Here is an 18,694-nt window from a genome sequence, read left to right as displayed (position 1 = left end):
ATCGCCATGAAGATCAATACCATTCTCGTCCCCACCGATTTTTCAGAGCTCTCCAACGAGGCGGTCGACTACGCCTTTTCGATGGCCAAACGGATCGGCGCAAAGATGGTTTTTATGCACACCCTCGAATGGCCCGATCATCCCGATGAGATGACCCCGATGGCCGATGAGGGATACGCCTTCATGAAAGACCGCGGCAACGCCATGCTCCATGATCTTGTGGAGCAGGCCGAAAAGGAAGGGCTGGAGGCAAGCGCGCTGTTGGCCGACGGGGTCCCCTTCGTAGAGATCATTCAGGGGGCGCGGAAGCACAATGCCGATCTGATCATCATGGGGACACATGGACGGACCGGGTTCTCGCACGTCATGATGGGAAGCCAGGCGGAGAAGGTGGTCCGGCAGGCCCCCTGCCCCGTCCTGACGATCAAGAGCCCGCAGCATGTCTTCACGCCGGCCTGACGGTCGTATAATGAATGACCGATCGCTCCAATTCAAATGGACCGACTTGAATCGCCTGCGGACGATCGTCGGGGTCGTCTTCGAATCGGGGGGGGACCTCCTCATTCAGCGATTGCGGCTGAAATACTTCATCCCCCTTTGGTTTCGGCTCCGGGCCGTTTTCACCCGGCGTCCCCCGGAAGCCCCCCTGATGAAAATCGACGGGAGCGGTCCGATCCTCTCCCCCGCCCTCCTCCGATCGGTCCTGGAGCGATTGGGACCGACCTTCGTCAAGTTGGGACAGGTCTTGAGCATGCGGGCCGATCTCGTCGGCGAGCCCCTCTCCCGGGAGCTCTCCAAGCTGCAAAGCGACGTCGCGCCCTTTCCGTACGAAGCGGTCCGCCGGATCGTCGCGGAAGAATTCGGCGCCCCCCCGGAGGCGCTCTTCAAATCGTTCGAGGAAAAACCGGCGGCGGCCGGATCGCTTGCCCAGGTCCATCGCGCGCTTTTAATCGACGGGACCGAAGTCGCCGTCAAAGTCCAGCGGCCGGAGATCGAGAAAATCATCCGGCAGGACATTCATCTTCTCTATTATTTGTCCCGTCTGGCGGAGCGCTTCATCCCGGAGTGGAACATCTACCGGCCGACCCGGATCGTGAAGGAGTTCGCCGACTGGACCCTGCGGGAGCTCGACTTCGAGGCCGAGGGACATCACGCCGAACGCTTCCGGGCGATCTTCAAGGAGAATCCGAACATCCACATTCCCCGGGTCTACTGGGAGTGGACGACGAAGCGGGTCCTCACGATGACCTTCTCGCATGGGGTCAAGGCCGACGACTTGGCGGGAATGGAGGCATTGGGAATCGATCGAAAACGGCTCGCCTCGATCGGGGTCGATGCTTTCTTCGAGCAGTTTCTGATCGCCGGGTTTTTCCATGCCGATCCGCACCCCGGCAATTTCTTCGCCACGCCGGAGGGGTCGCTCTGCCTGCACGATTTCGGGATGGTCGGTTATTTGGATGAGGAGGCGCGACGCACCCTGCTTCATGCCCTCCTCGCCTTCGTCAAAAAAGACATGGAGGGGTTCACCAAACACTTTCTCCGCCTGGCGTTGATCGACGAACGAAGCGACGTCAGCGGCTTCAAGAAAGATCTCTCCAACATTTTGAGCGAGTTTTTCTACTCGCCCCATCCGCCGAGCGCCGCCCGCGCCTTCTTCCGGGCGATCAATCAGGGAACGCGAAACGGCATCCGGTTCCCCTCCGACCTCGCCCTCTTCGGCAAGGCGATCCTGACCACCGAGGGGATGGGGCTGCTCCTTTATCCCGAATTCGACTTCAACCGGGAGCTGGAGCCGTTCGTCCAAAAAACGTGGCAGGCGTATTGGAGCCCCCGTCGCCTCCTCCGGACCGTTGAAACCGACCTCTTAGATCGCTTGGAGCTTGTCAAGAACCTTCCGGATCGAGTCGAAAAGGTCCTGATCAAGCTGGAGCGGGGGGAGATCGGCGTGAAGCTCGACGCCGGCGACCTCCATGGGATCAAGCAGGAGTTTGATCGGCAAAACGACCTTCGGATCTTGGGACTCGTCCTCACGGCCCTCTCCGTCGTCACCCTCGGCCTTTTCTATCTGGAAGGGAAACGGGTCCTCTTCGGCCTCTCCCTCAGCCACCTGAGCGCGGCAATCTGTGGAGCGCTCTTTCTCTGGTTTCTCTCCCGGCTCAGACAGACGCCCCTGCCGTGAAAAAGATAAACACGTTTATCTCTTCCCTTCCGCCTCCCTCCTCGTGATTGTGCTCTTGCAAAACGCCCCCTTTGGGGTGTTGTCGCCGCTTCTTCATTCGGTCAGAATAGGCTTACAAAGGCGACGATGAACATCACCGCCAAATCAGACAAGACGGAAAGGACCCTTTGCTTCTGGAGGAATCGAAATGAAGAAGATAAAGAGAATTTTCATTGCGACCGATTTCTCGGACACCTCGAAAGAGGCATTTAATCATGCGGTCCAACTCGCCCGGCAAATGGACGCGACCCTTCTTTTAGCCCATGTCATAGAGCCGATCGACATGGCCGCCTCCCACCTCGAACCATTCGGCTTTCATGAACTGAGGCTGCAACAGAGGCTCGATTGGATGGTTCAGCCGGTGAGGGAGGAGGGGCTCTTGGTCGAAACCCACCTTCTCAAGGGAGATCCCGCCGCCGAGATTATCAAAGCGGCGGGGGATCTTCAGTGCGATCTCATCGTGATGGGAACGCACGGCAGAACGGGGGTACCGCGCCTGTTGATGGGGAGCGTGACGGAGCGGGTTCTTCGCGCTTCTCCCGTCCCCATCGTGGCGGTGCGGCAGCCGATAGCGGCCGAGAGGGAAAAAGTAGAGGCGGAAGAGACGACCGAGGCCGCTTGAAAGCTGCCCGGGAAAAACGTCCTTCACATGAAAAGGAGAAAGTGATGATTCCCCTGGTGGAACGATTCATGACAACGAAAATCAACGCGATCGACGCTGAGAAAAACATCGCGGAAGTGGCTAAGGAGATGGCGAATCATCGGATCGGAAGCCTCTTGGTGACGCGAAAAGGGACCTACGTCGGGATCATCACCGAGACCGATATCGTCCGAAAGGTGATCGCAAAACAGCTCGATCCCTCCGGCATTCCGGCCCGGCAGGTGATGCAGTCCCCTCTCATCACCATCGAGGCCGACAGAACGGTGATGGAGGCGAATGACCTGATGGAGGGGAAGGGAATCCGCCACCTTGCCGTGACCCGCGGGGGAGAGGTGGTCGGCGTCTTTTCGGTCCGGGATCTCCTCCGGCCGCTCTACATGGAAGAGATGGCCGGATTTTTCCTCGGCCCGCCGGAATAACATTCCCATTGGGCAACCTCTTCCTGAAAATCGATCGAAGCACTCCCCTCCCCGGCTTCCATCATCGATGGGCCGGGCGGCGCTTCGACCCTCACATTCTTCTTGCCCGACAGCCGGTTTTGTGTTGGGCCGGCGCAAGGGCGTCTCTCCCGGTCGGGGTTGTCTTCCCGTTAAAAATACGCCAGAATCACTTTGCCAGAATTACTTTGATTGATCCAAAAGGCGTTGGGTTGAACCGATCCGGTTCCGTCGCGCTTCAGCTTGCAAATCGATGAGAGAGGGAAAATGGCTTGGTATCAGATCGATGTCGATGAGATTTTCAAAACCCTGAGAGCATCGGAGGAGGGGCTGCTGAATGAAGCGGCCGAGGCCCGTCTTGCGCAATATGGACCCAACCGGCTGGCGGAGGAGGAAAAGATCAGCCGGCTGAAGATCCTGATCCATCAGTTTACCAGCCCGCTTATCTATATCCTCCTGATCGCCGCCGTCGTCACCGCCTTCCTGGGAGAGCACATCGACACGGGGGTGATTCTTGCAGTCGTCCTCCTCAACGCCGTCATCGGCTACATCCAGGAGTACAAGGCGGAGGAGAGTGTCCGATCGCTCAAAAAGATGGTCGTTCCGAAGGCAAGGGTTTTGCGGGGTGGAAAGGAGAAGGAGATCCAGAGCGAGCGGCTGGTCCCCGGCGATATCGTTCTCCTCTCCTCCGGGGCTAAAGTTCCGGCCGATTTGCGGCTCTTTCGGGCGGCGGAGCTGAATGTCGATGAAGCGATGTTGACCGGAGAATCCCTCCCCGTCGCCAAAGCGACCGAGGCCATCCCTGCGGAACGCCTCACCCCCGGCGATCAGGTGAACATGGCCTTCATGGGAACCGTGGTGGTCAGCGGCCGGGGACGGGGGATCGTCGTCGAGACCGGCGCCAAAACCATTCTCGGAACGATCGCCCAGGAGGTGAGGGAGGCCGGCGTGGTCAGGGCCCCCCTTCAGGAGAAGATCGGACAGTTCGCCAAGGCGATCGGGCTGATTGTCCTGGCCGCTTCCGGCCTCCTCTTTCTGATCGGCATCCTGATCGGAGAGAAGATCGACACGATGTTCATGACAGCGGTGGCGGCGGCGGTGGCCGCCATTCCGGAAGGGCTGCCGATCGTCGTCACGATCACCCTGGCGATCGGGGTGGCGCGGATGGCCCGGCGAAACGCGATCATCCGGAATCTTCCGGCGGTCGAAACCCTCGGCGGCACCACGGTCATCGGATCGGACAAGACCGGAACCCTCACCCGGAACGAGATGACCGTCCGCCTGGCCTACGACGGGACGCACACGTATGAATTGACCGGGACCGGATACGCGCCGCGCGGGGAAATTCTGCAGGACGGGCTGCCGATCGAAGCGGGGCCGTTGAATCACCTCCGCCCCGTTTTGAGAATCGGCCTCCTCTGCAGTGAATCGGATCTCTACGAAGAAAATGGGGAATACAAGATCGACGGCGATCCGACCGAAGGGGCGCTGATTGTCGCCGCCATGAAGGGAGGGCTCGACCCGACGCAAGAGCGGGAGCGTTATCCGCTCGTTGCGATGATCCCCTTTGAATCGGAGCTCGGCTACATGGCCACACTACACCGCCGCGAAAATCGAAAATTCATCTTCGCCAAGGGGGCGCCCGAACGAATCCTGGACATGTGCGCCGGCGCTGGAGCGGCGCGCGGCGAGATCATGAAGATCGCCGATCAGTTCGCCGCGGAAGGGCTTCGGGTCCTGGCGATGGCCTCTCGGGAAGCCCCCCCGGATCAGGAGACGCTCACACACGATCATCTCGCTTCCGGGCTTCTCTTCGCCGGGCTGCAGGGGATGATCGACCCTCCCCGGCCCGAAGCGGTCCAGGCCGTCGCGCGGTGCCGGAAGGCCGGAATCCGCACCGTGATGATCACCGGCGATCACGCCGTCACCGCGCGGGCGATCGCGAAGCAGATCGGGATCGTCGAAGAGGGGGCGGAAGTCCTCGGGGGGAAAGCGCTTGAGGCGATGGACGATGAGGCGCTCTTTCAGAAAGTAAAAGGGGTCTCGGTTTATGCGCGGGTCGCGCCGCAGCACAAGCTTCGGATCGTCCAGCAGTTGATCCGGCACGGCGAGATTGTCGCGGTCACCGGCGACGGGGTGAACGATGCCCCGGCGCTGAAGGCGGCCCATATCGGGATCGCCATGGGGAAGAGCGGCACCGACGTGGCGAGGGAGGCGGCCGACATGGTCCTCACCGACGACAACTTCGCCAGCATCGCCCACGCGGTGGAGGAGGGGAGGGTCGTCTTCGACAACATCCGGAAGGTCACCTTCTTTCTCATCCCGACCGGGGTCGCGGCGATCCTCTCGATCCTCGGCGCTGTCCTCATCGGCGTCCCGATCCCGTATGTGCCGGCGCAGCTTTTGTGGATCAACGTGGTGACGAACGGCTTGCAGGACGTCGCCCTGGCCTTCGAGCCGGGAGAGCAGGGGGTCATCGACCGTCCCCCGCGAAACCCGAAAGAAGGGATCATGTCGCGCCTCTTGAAGGAGCGGACCGTTCTGGTCGGCCTGATCATCTCGGCGGGAATCATCTATCGATTTATCGAGACGCTCAACGACGGCGCCTCGCTCGAAAAGGCCCGGTCGGTGGCGGTGACGACGATGGTCTTCTTCCAATTCTTTCAGGCATGGAACAGCCGCTCCGAAACGGAATCGATCTTTCGAATTCCGCTGATGAGCAATCCGTTCCTCTTCTACAGCCTGATCGCCGCCTTCTTCGCCCAGCTGGCGGTCCTCTATGTCCCGGCCTTTCAATGGGTCTTTCGAACCGTTCCTCTCACCCTCACCGATTGGCTGGAGATTGCCGGGACGGCGGCGGTGGTCATCGTCGCCGTGGAGATTGACAAATGGCTTCGGAGAAGAAAGGGGGGTGATGACCTCCTCCAACCCGTCCCCCTTTAAACCCGATATGTCCCTCTTGGGGGTTGCAAATTTCGGTCAATTCCCTCAGAATCGCGGGATCACATCCTAACCTACCGGCTGGGATATCCCGATCAGTGAAGGAGGCTTCGGATCACGATGGTCAACGATAAATCGTCTTCCTCTCGACGAATGGGGGGGAATAAAAAGACGGCGGAGGTGACGCGAAGGGGGTTTTTCGGAAAGACCATCGCGGCGATCATGGGTTTGATCGGATTCGGATTGGGAATTCCCCTCTTCGGATATGCGGTCCTGCCGACGTTGAAGAAGCGGGAAGAGCCCTGGTCGGAGGTCGGACCGCTCGAACTGATCGAGCTTAACCGGCCGAAAGAGCTCGAAGTGGTCCGCTCCTCCTCCAGCGGCTGGATGAAGAGCAACACCGTCCGGTCGTTCTGGGCTTACAAAAAACCGGACGGCGAGGTGGTCGCCTTCTCCCCCATCTGCACCCATCTCGGCTGCGGTTATCGATGGTCCGACGCGGATCAGCAATTCCTCTGCCCCTGTCACAACTCTGTTTTTGACCTGGAAGGGAAGGTCCTCGCCGGTCCCGCCCCCCGTCCGCTCGACACCCTTCCGACGAAAATCGAAGGGGATCGGCTCTTCATTCTCTACCAGGAATTCAAAGCCGGTCTTCCCAAGAAAGAGGCGATCTGATGAATCGCCTCTTCTCCTGGCTCTCCGACCGTCTCAAATTGCCGCCGATCCTTCATCATCTCCTCGACGAGGCGATTCCGGGGGGCGCCAGCTGGATTTATATCTTCGGAAGCGTCACCCTTTTTCTCTTCCTGTTGCAGGCGACGACCGGAACCTTTCTCGCCCTCTATTATGCGCCGACCCCCGACCACGCGTATGAGAGCGTCAAGTTCATCCAAGAGGAGGTGCCGTTCGGCGGCTTCGTCCGGGGGCTGCACCACTGGGGGGCGAGCGCGATGATGGCGGCGATCGGCCTTCACATGCTCCAGGTCTTTCTCTATGGCGCCTATAAACCGCCGCGGGAGCCGATGTGGATCGTCGGTGTTTTTTTATTAATCCTGACGCTGACCTTCGGCTTCACCGGCTATCTCCTCCCGTGGGATCAAAAGGCGTACTGGGCGACCCAGGTCGGGATCAACCTCGTCGGAAGCGTCCCCTGGATCGGCGGAACCCTCGCGCGGATTCTCCGCGGCGGGGCGGAGCTGGGCGCCTTGACCCTCAGCCGGTTCTTCGCCATCCATACCCTCTTTCTTCCCTGGCTGATTATGTTCTTGATCGCCGGACATCTTTTCATCCTTCGAAGGGTCGGTCCAGCCGGGCCGTGGGACAAAGCGCGGGCGAAGCGGATCTCGGAGCCGTTTTATCCAAAGCAGGTCTTCATGGATGCAGTGGCGATGGGAGCGGTTTTTCTGGCGCTGGTCGTCCTGGTCAACCTCTTTCCGGCGCATCTGGGGGACCCCGCCGATCCGACCGACACCACCTTCCGCCCGGTTCCGGAGTGGTATTATCTCTTCTACTATCAGCTCTTGAAATACTCTGAAGGACCGTGGGAGCCGGTCGTCACCTTCGTCCTCCCGGTTCTCTTCTTCGCGATTCTCTTTGCCATCCCCTTTCTCGGCCGAAAGCGGGAGCGGTCGCCAGCGCGGCGTCCGATCGCGATCGGGGCCGGGGCGCTCTTTTTGGTTTTCGTCTTCACCCTTCTCGGCCTGGCGATGAAGGAGACCGCGGCCTTGAAGAAGACCGATCCGGCGGTCGAGCGGGGCCGTGCGATTTACGCCAAGCTCGCCTGCGCGGGATGCCACCGCATCCACGGCCAGGGGGCGCAGGTGGGGCCCGATCTCTCCTTCGTCGGCGATGCGCGCGACCGCGATTGGTTGATCGCTCATTTTAAAGATCCGCAGGCGCTGGTCCCCGGCTCGATCATGCCGCCGACCCGCCTTCCCGAACCGGAGCTGGAGGATTTAACGCGGTATATGCTGAGCCTGAAAAAGGGATAAGGAAAATCCCGAGGACCGGAAAGGTCCGCTCCGACATGTTATACTTCAACATCGTTGATCCGTTTCATGACTGTTGAAGGAGGCAGAGATGCGAATGACTCTTCGAGTAATCCTCTTTGTTTTGTGGGGGACCCTCACCTTATCGGGGCCGGCCGGAGCGAACGAACCGATCAAGATCGACCCGACGTCGCCGCCGAATGTTCCGCCGCCGCTCACCCGGACGATGCCGGCGAATGTCGTTGTTTCGCTTGAAACAACCGAGGAGAAAGGAACCCTGGCCGACGGGGTCGAATACACCTTCTGGACGTTCGGAGGGAGCGTTCCGGGTCCCTTCATCCGGATTCGTGTCGGCGATCAGGTGACGCTTCACCTCAAAAACAGCGAGAAAAGCTTCTTGCCCCATTCGATCGACCTCCATGCAGTCAATGGACCGGGCGGAGGCGCAGAGGCAACGCAGGTCGCCCCCGGAGAGACCAAAACATTCCGCTGGAAGGCGCTCAATCCCGGACTCTATGTTTATCACTGCGCCACACCGCACATCCCGACGCACGTCGCCAACGGAATGTACGGCCTGATCCTGGTCGAGCCGGAGGGGGGACTTCCCAAGGTCGATCAGGAATTCTATCTCCTTCAGAGCGAGTTTTATACCACCGGCGCCTTCGGGGAGAAGGGGCTGCAAGCTTTCGACCTCCGGAACGCCCGCGAAGAGAACCCGCACTATGTGGTCTTTAACGGAAGGGTCGGCGCCTTGAGCGGCGAGCGGGCGCTTAAGGCGAAGGTCGGAGAGACGGTCCGGCTCTTCATCGGAAACGGCGGACCGAACCTGACCTCGGCCTTTCATGTCATCGGAGAGATCTTCGACCGGGTCTATCCCGAAGGGGCGGTTGGAAGCCCCCCTCAGACGAACATTCAGAGCACGCTGATCCCCCCCGGGGGATCGGCCATCGTCGAATTCCGGGTCGATGTCCCCGGCCGATATCTCTTGGTCGATCATGCGATCTTCCGGGCCATCGACAAGGGGGCCGTCGGGGTATTGGAGGTCTCCGGCCCGGAAGTCCCGGAGATCTTCCGTCCGGGGAAATAATCAATTCTATTCGAGTGGAGGAGAAACATGCGAAAACGATCTCTTTTGATCTTCACGTTGCTGGCGCTCTTTTTAACCTTCGCGGAGCGAGCCTCGGCCGCCGACGCGGCGAAAATAAAACAGGGGGAGAAGCTTTTTGCCGAGCGCCAATGCACCGCCTGCCATGCGATTCAGGGGAAAGGAGGACCGGTCGGCCCCGATCTTACCAAGGTCGGAAGCCGCCGGGACGAGGCGTGGCTCAAGAAGTTTCTTCCCGATCCGAAGTCGGTCGCACCGGAGACAATGATGCCCCCCTTCCGCGGAACGAAGGAAGAGCTGGATGCATTGGTGGCTTATCTCCTCTCGTTGAAGTGAGGAGGGAAAGAGGCCGAGCCTGCCTTGAAGATTTCCGCTCCAACTGTTCAGATTGTCCGGCCGGTTAGTCGAATTGGACAACGGCTGCCCCTTTCTCCCAAAATAAAAAAGGGATTCACTCTTCCAGCGCTTTATATTCCTTGAACAATCGGCTTCGGATCGCATCGGACCCGCTCGGCACCTTCTTTGCTTTTTTTATGAGTTAGATGGGATGGAAGGTCCCAGCGTCGATCGGTAGGAGAATAAAGGAGGGAAGGGAGATGAAATCAAAAAGGAGTCATCGGCTCGGCGTGGCGGGATTGGTGATCGTCTCCTTCTTTCTAATCGGCTTTGTGGCTGCGCTTCAGCCGGAACCGGTTCCAGAGGAGGAGGTGGTCTTCGCCCAGGCAGCGCACCTGAACAACCGGGGGGTGGAGCTTTATCGACAAGGAAAAATCCAGGAAGCGCTTTCAAATTTCATCGTCGCCTCGGAGATGGACGATACCTTCTGGCAAGGCCACTACAACTGCGCGGTGGCATTAATTGCGATGAAAAATCCGAGGGAGGCGCTCCATCATCTGGAAATGTCGATCGAGATCGACCCGGAGAATCCGGTCTCCCGGCGTCTCTATGAAGATCTTTACTGGAGAGTCGAAATGACCGTCTAACGGCGGTCGAGGCGATCGGGGCAAGAGTTGATCTAGATCAACTCTTGCCGTGATTTATATCATTGTTACGAAAGGAGGGATCGGATAGTGTGAAATTACCAAAGACACAGGGCCAGCGCCGTGAACGAATCCGACTTCAAGAACGATCCTCACCCCGTTTTAGATGGAATCGCCGATCCGATTATCGTGATCGATCGGGACTTCAACCTGACCTATGCCAATAAGACGGTCCGGGGAAGAACGGCCGGAGCGAGCCCGACCGGTCAGAAGTGTTACGAAGTCCTCCATGGAAGAAACCACCCTTGCGATCCCTGCCCCTGCCTTCAGACATTCGAGACCAACAAACCTTACCGTGTGATCCGCAAAACCGAATCGACGGAAGGGGGAAGCCCCCTCCTCAAAGAATTTCGATCCTACCCTATTTTGGATCAGGAGGGGAAGGTCATCCGCACCATTGAAGTGATTCAGGAGCTCTCCCCTGCCGAAGCGCCCCCCTCCGAAGAGAACACCCCTGCACGAAAACGGAAAGCCTCCCCCGCCGACGAACGCTCCTTCTGCGGCATGATCGGGGGGAGCAAGAAAATCCGCGCCCTCTTTCAGATGATCCGGCTGATCGCCCCCAGTAATGCGACGATCCTGATCTACGGCGAGAGCGGCACCGGCAAAGAGCTCGTCGCCAAAGCGATCCACCAGAGCAGCCCCCGGCGCGACCGGCCCTTCATCGCCATCGACTGCGGCGCCCTTCCCGAGACGTTGCTGGAGAGCGAGCTCTTCGGCCATGTCAAAGGGGCCTTCACCGGCGCCATCCAGAACAAAAAAGGGCTCTTCGAAGAAGCCGAAGGGGGAACCCTCTTCCTCGACGAGATCGCCGACACCAGCTTGGCGTTTCAGTCGAAGCTCCTTCGGGTTTTGCAGGAAGGGGAGGCGCGGCCGGTCGGAGGCAATCGGAGCATCAAGGTGAACGTGCGGGTGGTGGCCGCCACGAACAAGCCGCTGAAGGAGGCGATCGCCCGAAAGAACTTCCGGGAAGATCTCTACTACCGGCTGGCGGTGATGCCGATTGTGATTCCCCCCCTTCGCGAGCGGCCGGATGATATCCCGTTGCTCGCCGAACACTTCATCGAAAAATATGCTCTCCCGAACGGAAGAGGCCCGATGCATCTGTCGGGAGAGGCGTTGAGCCTGTTGATGAAATTTCACTGGCATGGGAACGTCCGGGAACTGGAGAACGTCATCGAGCGCGGCGTCCTCGTCTCCCCCGGCCTCGAAATCCTTCCCGAATCGTTCCTGATCGACGAGGAGATCCCACCCCCCTCTTCCCCATCGATCCCCCTCTCCATCTCCCGCGATGAAGCGGTGCTCAAGGTGGAGAAAGAGCAGATCATCGACGCCATTAAAAGGCACAAAGGAAATAAGTCGCTCGCCGCTCGCTCCCTCGGCATTGCCCGCGCCAGCCTCTATAACAAACTGAAACGCTACCAGATCGAATCGTTAGGATAACTCCCCCAACGCGCATCGGCAACGCACTCATCCACACTTCGGGTATCGGCGCCGTCGCGCAATCGATCGCCCCGTTCCTCTACGCTCAGGCATGTATCTTGCGCGGCTCTCCTTCAAAAGTCCCGAGAAAGACCGGGGGGAGTTCCTCATGAGAAATTAGGAGTGTGTATGCTTTGGATGATCTTAATTTGGATTCATGTGTTGGCGGCGATGTTCTGGGTGGGAGGGATGCTCTTTTTCTCGATCGTCCTCATTCCTTCCCTCCGGAAAATGCCGGTTTTGCAGCGGGCCGAATTGATGAGCGAAATCGGAAGACGTTTTCGGTGGAGCGGATGGATCTCGCTGGGGGTTCTCCTGACAACCGGCCTGCTTCGTCTGTATTCTCTCGAGTTTCAAGAGATACGGATGGGGGGATGGCTCGGGACCAAGCTGGCGCTGATCGCCTTGATGATCGCGCTGACCCTCCTTCATGACATCGTCCTCGGCCCCCGATCAATCCAAATCAGCCGATCCGCCGCCGCCCCTCACCCGCTCCAACGGACCGTCCGCTGGATGGCCCGGCTGAATCTGGTGGTGGGGCTCTTCGTCGTCCTGGCAGCGGTCTACGTCGCCAGAGGATATTAAGGAGGCGCGATCCTGCGGGGCTCACCTGTCCAATCCGGCCCGCCGGTTGTGACCAGGACATTGGACAGTTGGACAGCGCCGCCGGACCACTCCTCTCCTCTGCTTCTCCGAAAAAATTCAAATCCCCCTGCATTCGGGCCTTTTTCAAACGTTTCCGTGGGAGGCATGTCTTTTGCTCTCGGAGAAACATTGTTCCGAACCGCAACAAAGGACAGCCGACGGGGTGTATTCCACCGAGCAATCCACATCCTGCTCAAACGTTGATCCGAAAAGAAAACATACAGGGGGAGAAATGATGAACATTGTACGAAAGGATCTTTGGAGGGCGGCGTCAATGGCCCTCTTGTTGATTCTATCGGGAAAAGAAGGGGCCGTCGCCGGGGGAGATCATACCCACCCCGAGGCGCAACCGGTCGCTTCTTCCGGATGGGAAGAAAAGCTGAAGGAACAGATTGCGCGGGAAGACCAAGCGGAAGGTCGCGCCGGCCATGCCGACCGGGTCGATGCGGCGATGAACAAATTGATGGATGAAATCTCCAAGGGAATGAAACAACATGCGGACCATACGGGGGGCTCGGGACCCTTCGAGGGAATGAGCATGATGCAGCAGATGGACCGAAGCTATTTCCTCGGGCCGGCGAGCACCGGAGAGAGCGTGACCGCCGGCGGCCGCTGCCCGAAGGGGGCGCCGGTAAAGGAGTACGACATCTCCGCGATCAACGTCGAGATCACGCTGAACCAGTGGCTCGACTATCATCCCGGCTACATGTATGTTTTGACCGAGAATATCGATAAGGTCCGGGCCGAAGAAAAAAAGAATGCGGCGGCGCGGGAGGCGGCAGGGTATGATCCGGGCGCCGTCACGACCGGTCTTCAGACCGATATGATCCAGCCGCTGAACATCCGGGGCAACCAGGGCGATTGCGTCATCATCACCCTTCGGAACGCGCTCGACGGGGAAGATGTCGGCCTTCACATCCACGGCTCCAGCACCATCGTGAAATCGACCGGACAGCCCGCGACCGCGGCCAACCCCGACGCAAACGTGACGCCGGGGAAGAGCCAAACCTTCGAGTGGTACATCCGTCACAATGAGCAGGAAGGGGTCCACATGCTCCACAGCCATGTCGGCCGTGAGCAGGCGAGCCTCGGGATGATCGGATCGTTCATCGTCGAGCCGATGGGGTCGAGCTATATCGACCCGCTCACCGGCAAAGAAGCCAAGAGCGGCTGGCAGATGATGATCACCCATCCGAACAAGCCCGATTTTCGGGAGTTCGTGATCTTCTACCATGAGATCGGCGACGAGTCGTTCCGTCCGTTGAACAAAAACGGAGAGATGATCCCGCAGCGCGACCCGAACACCGACGCCTACCGCCCCTCCGCCCGCGCCATCAGCTACCGGAGCGAGCCGTTCGGCGTGAACAATCTCGCCCTCCAGGAGAAATATTTTCACTTCGAGGACGAGTCTCTTTCCTACAGCTCCTACACCTTCGCCGATGTCCCGACGACGATTCCCCGGTCGTATATGGGAGACCCGATCAAATTCCGCCTGGTCCACGGCGGCGGCGAAGTGTTCCACTCGCATCATCCGCACGGCGGCACCATCCGCTGGCTGCGTCAGCCGAAGGCCGACGACAAAGCCGAGTTTCTGCTGAACGCCGCCTCGAACGGGCCGGTGAAATTCCCGGAAGTCCGAACCACCTCCGACCGGGTCGACGTGGAAGTGATCGGGCCTTCCGAGGTTCTCGACCTTCAGACCGAATGCGGCGGCGGGCTCTGCCAGCAACTGGCGGGGGATTTCCTCTTCCACTGTCACGTCGCCCATCACTACGTCGCCGGGATGTGGGGCTACTGGCGGAATTACAACACCCTCCAGACCGGGAATTATCCGTTCGGCAGCACCGATGTGATGCCGCCGCTGATGGAGCTCCCCGACCGGAAGGGGCGGATGAAGCCGGCCGTCACCTCCGACAAGCTCGTCGGCAAGACAATGGACTGGTTTGATAAAAAATGGAATGTGACCTCCAACAAAAGCGACTGGTCGAAGCCGATCCCCGATGTCTCGATCAAAGACTGGGTGAAGATGATGCTTCCCCCGGCGGGCCAGCCGGGTCACACCGCGGACGAGAAGGGGCAGATTCAAGCCTACGACGCCACCGTCTGGGACTGGGCATGGGAAGGCAGCAAGGCGATGGGCGAGCCGGAGGCGACCGGGAAATTCGACTTCCCGAAGTACAAATCGCCGATGCCGGGCAAACGGCCGCCGATTCTCTTCGAGGAGAAGACCGGCAAACTCGCCTGGCCGCATTTCAAACCGCACTTCGGTAAGCGGGTCCCCTTCGCCCGCCATCACGGTCCGGCCCCTTGGCTGGAGCCGATTCATATGGACAAAAACACAGGGTCGGTCGGCGCCGAGCCGGGCGGGTTAGGCGCGCCGGGCGAGGAGACCAACCAACCGGCGAGACCCGGAGAGCAGGGGCGTTGGAGCCTCTGTCCGGAAAGCGCGGGACGGAAACAGTTCACGATCCACTTCATCGAGACCCCGATCCAGCTCAGCAAAGGTCTGGGGAGCATCAAACCGGTCATGGACCAGAAAGGACTTCTCTATGTCCTCCATGAGGACGAGGCGGAGGTCCGGGCCAATCCGGCGGGGGACAAGACCATCCCGCTGGTCTACCGCTACAATGTCTATGATTGCGTCGATGTGATCTTGAAGAGCGAGTGGGAGGATAACGACACCACCAATTTCCAGATGTCGAAGATCAACATCCACCCGCACTTCATCCAGTTCGACAATCAGGCATCGGACGGCGTGATCAGCGGCTTCTCCTATGAGCAGTCGGTCCGGCCCTTCACCCAGATGAAGAAGGACAAACAGAAGGGAATGCCGGTCCCGATGAACTCGATTCTCACCGAAGATGCGAAAGCGGGAGCAACCGCCGTCAAGATCAAGATGCCGGAGGGGGCCACCCCCTTCCACGAAGGAACCGACATCATGATCGGGATGGATGAGGTGAAAACTTCCGAAGTGCGCTGGATCAACAAAATCGAAAAAGGAGCCGGCGCCGGCGAGTATACCCTGATCTTCAAAGAGCCGCTGAAACATGCTCACAAGAAGAAGGAGATCGCCTCGGTCGAATTCATCCGCTACCGCTACTGGGGCGACGCCGATGTGGGGACCGTCTTCTGGCACGATCATGCCTTCGGCGCCACCACCTGGCCGCACGGCGGGGTCGGGGCGATGATCGTCGAGCCGTACGGATCGACTTATCATGATCCGAAAACCGGCGCGCCGATCCGAAGCGGAACGGTGGCCGATATTTACGGCACCGAGCCGATCGGGTACGGGGTCAACGGCAGCTTCAGAGAGTTGGTCGTCATGCCGCACGACACCGTGCCGCATACCGCCCAGGTGGTCACCGAGGGAAATCCTCCCGGCCAGACCATTCAGGTGGCGATCGACGCGGGGCAAACCCTGTCGTTCCAAATGCCTTACGATTTGGATCTGACCGCCGCCAAGATGCTCAACGGCGGCACCCACACCACCGGCGGAGGATTCAACTTCCGGGCGGAATCGGTGGCGCGGCGCCTCAAAAACAATCCCGATCCGGCCTTGATCTTCTCGAGCAAGGCCCACCAGGATCCGAGCACCCCGATGCTTCGGGCGTATCTGGGAGACACCCTCGTCTTCCGACTTCTCCATGTCATGATGAATGAGACCCACGTTTGGCACCTCGGCGGCCACGCGTTCAGAACGGAGCGGTATGCGGAGCATTCCGATCTGAAGAACGCCTGGCATGTCGGGATCGCCGAGCGGTACGATCTCGTCACCAAAGCGGGGGGAGCGCAGCAGATCGCGGGGGACTACCTCCACTACAACGGCCGGCCTTCTCACCTCTCGGAAGGGAGCTGGGGGATCGTCCGGGTGTTGGACGAGGAGGTCAAAGACCTGAGGAGGCTCCCCGGAACGGGGGAGATTCCGAAATCGGCCAAGTCGGTCTGCCCGGCCGATGCCCCGGTGAAAACTTTCAATGTCATCGCGGCCGAGCGGGCCTTGAAATTCAACACCAAGGCCCCCGACTTCATCGAAGTCGACTTCGACCGCAAGCTGCAGGTGGCAAATCCTTCCGGCAAGATCTTCATGCTCGAAGGGGAGAAAACCAAAGTCGCCGACGGCGGTTTCCAGCCGATGCCGTTGACCCTCCATGTCAACGTCGGCGATTGCGTCAAGGTCAACCTGAAGAACGAGATGAAAAAAGACAAGGTCTCGTTCAGCGCCGACATGCTGGCGTTCGACCCGAAAGACTCTCACGGGGTGAACGTCGGGAACAACCCGGGCGATCAGATGGTCGCCCCCGGCAAGAGCCGGACCTACACCTTCTACGCCCATCCGCAATATGGGGAGACGGCGGCGCTAGTGTGGGATTGGGGGAATTTCATCAACAACGTTCGAGACGGCCTCTTCGGGGCGATCGTGGTGGGACCGAGAGGTTCGAAGTACCGCGATCCGGTGACCGGAGAAGATGTGTCGATGAAAAACGCCTGGCAGGTCGATGTGATCGTCGATCGGTCGCTTCCGGAAAATGCGAATCGGTCCGATTTCCGCGATGCGTCGCTCTTCTTCCAGGATGAAGACAACATCATCGGAACCTCCTTTATGCCGTACATTCAGCAGATCGGAGGACTTACCGGGGTCAATTACCGCAACGAGCCCTGGATGTACCGTGAAGAGAACGGGTGCGAGATCGGTCTGATGTTCACCCCCTGTGTTGCAGGGGAATCGGATCCGGCCACCCCGACCATCACGGCGCATGCGGGCGACCCGGTTCGGATTCATGTCTTCGGCGCTTTCAACGAACAGAACCAGGTGTTCAGCGTCGAAGGGCACGAGTGGCCGTTGAAGCCGGACATGGCGGGAGCCGACATGCTCAGCTCCAGCGAGTTCGGCTCCTCCCAAAATCTGGACGTCTTCATCAAGGAGGGCGCCGGCGGTCCGTTCCACCTCCCCGGCGTTTACGTTTGGCAGAATCACCGGATGCCGTACACAGCGGCGGGTCAGTGGGGATATCTGAAAGTCCTCCCCGCCGGGGATCGAAAGATCCAACCGCTGAACGGCGGCGCCGGAGTGGGATCTAAAACGGCGGAGCTTCCCGATCCGGAGGCTCCCGACACCCTCTCTCAACAGGGGGACGTTCCGGGACCGCTCTCCATGCTGGAGCGGTAACCCTCTCCAAAATGGGGCAGGAGGTCAAACCTCCTGCCCCATTCCTTTCTGATGGAGGAATCTGAACCGGTGAGCAAAAAAATTGTGATTGGGCTGTTTCTCTTTTTATTTTTGATCTCCCCCCTCCTCCCTTCGTATGGCTACGACGAGATCGAGGTGAGCAACGGCGGGACCCTTATCGGAAAAGTCACTTTAAACGGCCCGAAACCGCCCGTCCGCGTTTTCCCGCTGGTCCTCTATCCCTTCGGTCCTTTTTGCAAAATGATCTCTGACGGCGAGGGAAATGTCATCGTCCAGGAGTTCATCGTCGGCGCCGGCGGCGGGATGCAGGATGCCGTCGTCGCCGTCGTTGATGTTAAGAAGGGAAAACCTTTCCCCCCGATCCGGCCTCAGTTCGTCGCCGAGAACTGCATGTTTCACCCCCTCGATATCGCCCCCAGCGACCATACTTACCTCGACAAGGAGGGGCGGACCCGTCATGAGCATCCGCTGGTCCGGGTGATCCAAAACAACCAGCCGATCTCGGTCGTCAACCGGGACCCGGTCCTCCACAACGGCCAGCTCTTCCAGAGCGAGCGGGGGAACATCATCCTCAACTTCCCCCTCCCCGTCTCGAATGAGCCGAGGGGGGGGATGATCCGCCTCGACCCCGGAAAACGGATCATTCAGATGATCTGCGGCATGCACGAGTTCATGCAGTCTTGGATGTTTTCGGTCGACAACCCTTATTATGCGATGACGAGGAAAGACGGCGACTTCCAAATCGACCGGCTGCCGCCGGGGCGTTATCGGGTGATCGCCTGGCATCCGCAGATGAAGCCGATTGAAAAGGAGATCACCGTCTCGGCCGATGAAACGATCGTGTTGAACTTCGAATTCGACGCGGCGACGGTGAGGCGGCCCGAATACGAACGGCAGGAAAAGTTCCGAATCGGACCGGAAGCGCTCCCTCACGAACACCTGACCGGCGATAAAGAGAAGCTTTTCATTCAGGAGTGATTCGTCCATGAG

General features: G+C 59.5%; 14 protein-coding genes. All 14 read left to right on the top strand.

Going from position 1 to position 18,694, the window contains the following annotated elements; all coding sequences use genetic code 11:
* The first annotated feature begins 6 nt into the window (after positions 1 to 6).
* The 14 genes from MNODULE_RS08870 (at position 7) to MNODULE_RS25255 (ending at position 18,682) form a co-directional block, all read left to right on the top strand.
* Complete coding sequence (locus MNODULE_RS08870) at positions 7 to 459, top strand: universal stress protein (RefSeq protein WP_168059067.1); 453 nt, start codon at positions 7 to 9, stop codon at positions 457 to 459.
* 10 nt (positions 460 to 469) lie between these two features.
* On the top strand, positions 470 to 2,179 hold the full coding sequence (locus MNODULE_RS08865; protein ID WP_168059066.1) for an ABC1 kinase family protein: 1,710 nt from the start codon (positions 470 to 472) through the stop codon (positions 2,177 to 2,179).
* A gap of 187 nt (positions 2,180 to 2,366) precedes the next feature.
* A complete protein-coding gene (locus MNODULE_RS08860) occupies positions 2,367 to 2,840 on the top strand; it encodes a universal stress protein (RefSeq protein ID WP_168059065.1) in 474 nt (157 codons plus the stop codon).
* A gap of 44 nt (positions 2,841 to 2,884) precedes the next feature.
* Positions 2,885 to 3,298, top strand: coding sequence for a CBS domain-containing protein (locus tag MNODULE_RS08855; protein ID WP_168059064.1), 414 nt, complete (start codon positions 2,885 to 2,887; stop codon positions 3,296 to 3,298).
* A gap of 285 nt (positions 3,299 to 3,583) precedes the next feature.
* Positions 3,584 to 6,259, top strand: a complete 2,676-nt coding sequence (locus tag MNODULE_RS08850) for a cation-translocating P-type ATPase (RefSeq protein ID WP_168059063.1) — start codon at positions 3,584 to 3,586, stop codon at positions 6,257 to 6,259.
* A gap of 117 nt (positions 6,260 to 6,376) precedes the next feature.
* Positions 6,377 to 6,931, top strand: a complete 555-nt coding sequence (locus MNODULE_RS08845) for a QcrA and Rieske domain-containing protein (RefSeq protein ID WP_168059062.1) — start codon at positions 6,377 to 6,379, stop codon at positions 6,929 to 6,931.
* On the top strand, positions 6,931 to 8,247 hold the full coding sequence (locus MNODULE_RS08840; RefSeq protein WP_238339251.1) for a cytochrome b N-terminal domain-containing protein: 1,317 nt from the start codon (positions 6,931 to 6,933) through the stop codon (positions 8,245 to 8,247). Before MNODULE_RS08845 ends, MNODULE_RS08840 begins: the two co-directional genes overlap by 1 nt.
* An 88-nt stretch (positions 8,248 to 8,335) precedes the next feature.
* Positions 8,336 to 9,331, top strand: coding sequence for a copper-containing nitrite reductase (nirK, locus tag MNODULE_RS08835; RefSeq protein WP_168059061.1), 996 nt, complete (start codon positions 8,336 to 8,338; stop codon positions 9,329 to 9,331).
* A 27-nt stretch (positions 9,332 to 9,358) separates the two neighbouring features.
* Positions 9,359 to 9,685, top strand: coding sequence for a c-type cytochrome (locus tag MNODULE_RS08830; RefSeq protein ID WP_168059060.1), 327 nt, complete (start codon positions 9,359 to 9,361; stop codon positions 9,683 to 9,685).
* Between the two features lie 260 nt (positions 9,686 to 9,945).
* Complete coding sequence (locus MNODULE_RS08825; protein WP_168059059.1) at positions 9,946 to 10,332, top strand: tetratricopeptide repeat protein; 387 nt, start codon at positions 9,946 to 9,948, stop codon at positions 10,330 to 10,332.
* Positions 10,333 to 10,452: 120 nt separating this feature from the next.
* Positions 10,453 to 11,832: a sigma-54 interaction domain-containing protein gene (locus MNODULE_RS08820; protein WP_168059058.1), complete on the top strand. Its 1,380-nt coding sequence runs from the start codon at positions 10,453 to 10,455 to the stop codon at positions 11,830 to 11,832.
* Positions 11,833 to 12,009: 177 nt separating this feature from the next.
* Positions 12,010 to 12,456 (top strand): DUF4149 domain-containing protein, encoded by a 447-nt coding sequence (locus tag MNODULE_RS08815; protein ID WP_168059057.1) that lies wholly within the window; start codon positions 12,010 to 12,012, stop codon positions 12,454 to 12,456.
* Between the two features lie 334 nt (positions 12,457 to 12,790).
* The gene (locus MNODULE_RS08810) at positions 12,791 to 17,683 is read left to right on the top strand and encodes a multicopper oxidase domain-containing protein (protein ID WP_238339249.1); all 4,893 of its coding nucleotides are present in this window, start codon (positions 12,791 to 12,793) and stop codon (positions 17,681 to 17,683) included.
* Positions 17,684 to 17,752: 69 nt separating this feature from the next.
* Complete coding sequence (locus tag MNODULE_RS25255) at positions 17,753 to 18,682, top strand: carboxypeptidase regulatory-like domain-containing protein (RefSeq protein ID WP_168059056.1); 930 nt, start codon at positions 17,753 to 17,755, stop codon at positions 18,680 to 18,682.
* Positions 18,683 to 18,694 lie beyond the last annotated feature (12 nt).

The sequence above is a fragment of the Candidatus Manganitrophus noduliformans genome (assembly GCF_012184425.1).
In the GTDB taxonomy this organism is placed as follows: domain Bacteria; phylum Nitrospirota; class Nitrospiria; order SBBL01; family Manganitrophaceae; genus Manganitrophus; species Manganitrophus noduliformans.
The sequence above is the reverse complement of the archived record's forward strand: the minus strand, read 5'-3'. Positions and strand labels throughout refer to the sequence as shown.

Coding starts and splice junctions, on each gene's coding strand:
- MNODULE_RS08830 (WP_168059060.1), top strand. CDS start 9,359: ATGCGAAAACGATCTCTTTTGATCTTCACGTTGCTGGCGCTCTTTTTA.
- nirK (WP_168059061.1), top strand. CDS start 8,336: ATGCGAATGACTCTTCGAGTAATCCTCTTTGTTTTGTGGGGGACCCTC.
- MNODULE_RS08810 (WP_238339249.1), top strand. CDS start 12,791: ATGGCCCTCTTGTTGATTCTATCGGGAAAAGAAGGGGCCGTCGCCGGG.
- MNODULE_RS08855 (WP_168059064.1), top strand. CDS start 2,885: ATGATTCCCCTGGTGGAACGATTCATGACAACGAAAATCAACGCGATC.
- MNODULE_RS08825 (WP_168059059.1), top strand. CDS start 9,946: ATGAAATCAAAAAGGAGTCATCGGCTCGGCGTGGCGGGATTGGTGATC.
- MNODULE_RS08840 (WP_238339251.1), top strand. CDS start 6,931: ATGAATCGCCTCTTCTCCTGGCTCTCCGACCGTCTCAAATTGCCGCCG.
- MNODULE_RS08870 (WP_168059067.1), top strand. CDS start 7: ATGAAGATCAATACCATTCTCGTCCCCACCGATTTTTCAGAGCTCTCC.
- MNODULE_RS08865 (WP_168059066.1), top strand. CDS start 470: ATGAATGACCGATCGCTCCAATTCAAATGGACCGACTTGAATCGCCTG.
- MNODULE_RS08845 (WP_168059062.1), top strand. CDS start 6,377: ATGGTCAACGATAAATCGTCTTCCTCTCGACGAATGGGGGGGAATAAA.
- MNODULE_RS08860 (WP_168059065.1), top strand. CDS start 2,367: ATGAAGAAGATAAAGAGAATTTTCATTGCGACCGATTTCTCGGACACC.
- MNODULE_RS08815 (WP_168059057.1), top strand. CDS start 12,010: ATGATCTTAATTTGGATTCATGTGTTGGCGGCGATGTTCTGGGTGGGA.
- MNODULE_RS08850 (WP_168059063.1), top strand. CDS start 3,584: ATGGCTTGGTATCAGATCGATGTCGATGAGATTTTCAAAACCCTGAGA.